Here is a 3,284-nt window from a genome sequence, read left to right on the forward strand (position 1 = left end):
TTGATCGGCGCGATTAGGGATGATCCCCAAGTTACGAACTTCCCCGCCGCGCATCGCTTCGGCCACTGCAACCGAAATCGTCGCCTTGTGCACATCCAGCCCCACGAAAATGCTATCGTTCATCAGGTCCGCTCCCCATGCTTGAGGCTCGGCGCCGGACCATCCGGCGCAACCCTCGATAGGAGCTTGCCGCGGGGCGGGCCGCCCGTCACCTCAGAGGGCAAACATAGGGTCTAGGCGCCTGCCGCCACGTGCGGGCGACGTCGGCATCAACCGGCGGGCAGATGCGCCAAGGGCAACAACCGCGCCTGACGCAAGGCCGCCAGATCAGCCGAGCCGGTGCAGAAGCAGGCGACGGCCAAGTGGCCGATGACGATCTCGAAATGCGCGACAACCGCGCGGTGAACACCGTCGCCGCGCAGCACGCCGGCCGCCTTGCCCGGCAATGTCCGCGGCCAGGCGGATGGCCTTGGCGAGGTCGACGCCGTCGCGGATCCCGCCCGCCGCGATCAGCTTCACCGTTGGCAGCGCTCGACTTACCCGCTCGCCAGTAACAACGATGCGACAAGCGGCGGCGTGACGTATCGGAACGGCCGGCCAGGGTCTTGGACCGGATAATGACGCTTGGCCCTGTCCGCACTCTTCGAAAAAACCACAAGCCAGTAACGCAACGCCGGGCAACTTACCCAGACAACTGGTCTCCACCAGGCCGTGATCCTAACCGCCGGTTCTGCACGACCAGTGTTGAATGTCGCTCGCAACCGAGACTAACCTGGAATCTGCACCGGCAGTGCGGAATAACCGTGGACAAAATTAGATTCAACTCGCTCCGGTTCGCCGACCACCTTTACCTCCAGAGATCGGTTCAGCATCTCCTCCCACAGGATTTTCAGCTGCAGCTCTGCGAGATGCCTACCCACGCAACGATGAATCCCAAATCCAAATGAGAGATGTTGTCGTACATTTTCTCGATCAATGATGAAGCTGTTGGGGTTCGCAATGACTTCGTCGTCTCGGTTGCCAGAGATATACCACATCACAACTTTATCGCCTCGCCTGATTTGCTTGTGGCCTATCGCCAAATCGTCCACAGCCGTCCGGCGCATGTGCGCGATAGGCGTTTGGTATCGTATAATCTCGGATACCGCACCGGGCAGTAGCGAAGCATCATCTCGGAGTTTTCGCAGTTCGGACGGATTTTGGCTCATGAACAAGACGCCACCGCTGATTGAGTTGCGCGTAGTATCGTTGCCTCCAACAATCAGCAGAATGAGGTTCCCTAGGAACTCGCGCGGCTCCATGTTTCGCGTCGCCGGCGAATGCGCCATCATCGAGATCAGGTCAGCGCGCGGCTCGCAATTGACCCGTTCGCTCCAGAGCCGTGTGAAATAGTCCAGGCACTCCGACAGCACCACCTTTCGCTTTTCCCAGCTGTCGATCTGGTCGCCCATTTGTGGCGTCAAGGCAGCTACGTCCGACCAGTAGGTCAGCAACCGTCGATCCTGAAATGGAAAATCGAACAGCGTGGCCAGCATTTGGGTCGTCAACTCGATCGAGACCCTGTCGACCCAGTTGAAGGTATCATTGCGCGGCAAACCGTCCAAGATCTTCTGAACCCGCGAGCGGATCAAGCCTTCAAGATTCGCCAGGTTCTCCGATGCCGCTATCGGACTGATAGTCTTACGCTGCTGAGCATGGAGAGGAGGACTCATTTTGATGAAACTGGGGGTCCAATACTTCTCCGGCGGGTCGACAATTGTGACGCTTCGCTCTGATGAGAATGTTGTGTGATTTGAGTCCACGGCTATGATGTCGCGGTATTTTGTTATCGACCAATATGGTCCGTATGGGCTGTCTTCGCAATAGTGGACGGGATCTTCCCTTCGCAGCCGCTCGAAACAAGGCCAAACGGTATCATCCTTAAAGCGCTTGGGCTCGCTTACATCAAGGCGCCTCAGCGGGATATCAGCCCTCTCGCAAGCGTTCTCTGCCGACAATGGTATCATGGTTGTCTCGCGGACATTGGCCTGCAATTTTGCTTGCTCAGCTGAGTGCGTTCTTAGAGTTCGCTGGGAAGCTCGCTCGAAACACAACGAGCTTGGGCGGCGCACTAACAATGTATGTCGCAAGTCCATGGCTCGGGTTCGAGAGCTCTGAAATCATGTTGCTCGAAGTTGGGTCGACCTTGGTTCGGCTCCTGTCGATGAAGAATAATGGCAAAGCGAGCGAAGCTCTCCTACCAGGCTTGGGAGGTGTACGAACGCGTGTTTTTGTGGTAGTCAATACCAGGACGCAAGCACTCGCAGCTTCGCAGCTATGGCACGCAGCCGCTCATCCTCATTCTCTCGGGCACGCACGCCCTTTGCAGCGAAGGTGGCGTCGAGAGCTGGGCGGCCCTGGAGTCGATCGTGAACACAGCAAAGCTCTATGAGCTCGACCCGCAGGTCTACCTGACTGACGTGCTGGAGCCCATCGCCTCCGCGGGAACCAAGAACCATCGGCTGCACGGGCTGCTCGCCTGGAACTGGAAGGCGGCCCGCCAGCGCGCTGCGCAGGCCGCTGCGTAAGCCCACTCGCCATAAAGCATCGTCGATGACCGCCGTCGCGATGTCGATTGCGTTGCTCGAACGATGGCTCCGGGCTCGCGTCGATCAGCATCCTGCCGCCACAAGTCTTCCCATGCTCGACGGTCACGTCGCCGCGATCGTGGCCGGACCGATGTCATGAGCCCGCTCGATTGGATCTGGCCGCTGCTCCATTGATGCCGATGCTTTCAACCACGGTGGCACCCCGGAGTTCGCCGCGATCTCCGCCGTTGCGCTGCGCCATAACCAGATCAGCCAAATCCTTTCGACCACGCATCGCCAGTTCGAGCCGATGCACCGCCGCAAAGCCAATGGCAACGTCGATCCGCGTCCTTGTTGTCAGGATTTCTATGCCGCGATGCGGCTCAAACTATCGGCGTTGGCGCCATTGCTGGACGCCAGCAACTGTCAATCACGGCCTGCTTCTGCCTATTCTGCTGCACTGTGCCGACGATCAGGGACAGCCGCTGCTCGGAGCACCACAAAGCGGCCGCGAGACGCGGCGCGCCTACGCCGATATTCCGCCGCCCGTCGAGGCCATCCGCCAGTACTAGATGCCGATCCGCTACGCGCGGAGCTATGCGGGATTTTGGGTGACGGGGTGATCAGGCGGCGTGGTTTGCCGGCGCTTGGATGACCTCGATGCCGTCGTTGAATCTGACACCTGCGATGATCTTCGGCAACTGGTTTGTGCCTTTG

The 3,284-nt window shown here is 59.2% G+C and carries 3 protein-coding genes and 1 pseudogene; 2 read left to right on the plus strand and 2 right to left on the minus strand.

Annotation, left to right across the window (positions count from 1 at the left end):
- Positions 1-269 precede the first annotated feature (269 nt).
- Both QCM77_RS45475 and QCM77_RS45480 read right to left on the minus strand, forming a co-directional pair.
- A pseudogene (locus tag QCM77_RS45475) lies at positions 270-546 on the minus strand (type 2 isopentenyl-diphosphate Delta-isomerase); the annotation flags it as partial.
- 221 nt (positions 547-767) lie between these two features.
- On the minus strand, positions 768-2,006 hold the full coding sequence (locus QCM77_RS45480; RefSeq protein ID WP_280097082.1) for a cytochrome P450: 1,239 nt from the start codon (positions 2,004-2,006) through the stop codon (positions 768-770).
- A gap of 402 nt (positions 2,007-2,408) precedes the next feature.
- On the opposite strand from QCM77_RS45480, the gene QCM77_RS45485 reads away from it, so the two are divergent.
- Positions 2,409-2,567 (plus strand): transposase domain-containing protein, encoded by a 159-nt coding sequence (locus QCM77_RS45485; protein WP_280097083.1) that lies wholly within the window; start codon positions 2,409-2,411, stop codon positions 2,565-2,567.
- A 329-nt stretch (positions 2,568-2,896) separates the two neighbouring features.
- A complete protein-coding gene (locus QCM77_RS45490) occupies positions 2,897-3,139 on the plus strand; it encodes a hypothetical protein (protein WP_280097084.1) in 243 nt (80 codons plus the stop codon).
- Positions 3,140-3,284 lie beyond the last annotated feature (145 nt).

The organism is Bradyrhizobium nivariense, assembly GCF_029846695.2.
Lineage (GTDB): Bacteria > Pseudomonadota > Alphaproteobacteria > Rhizobiales > Xanthobacteraceae > Bradyrhizobium.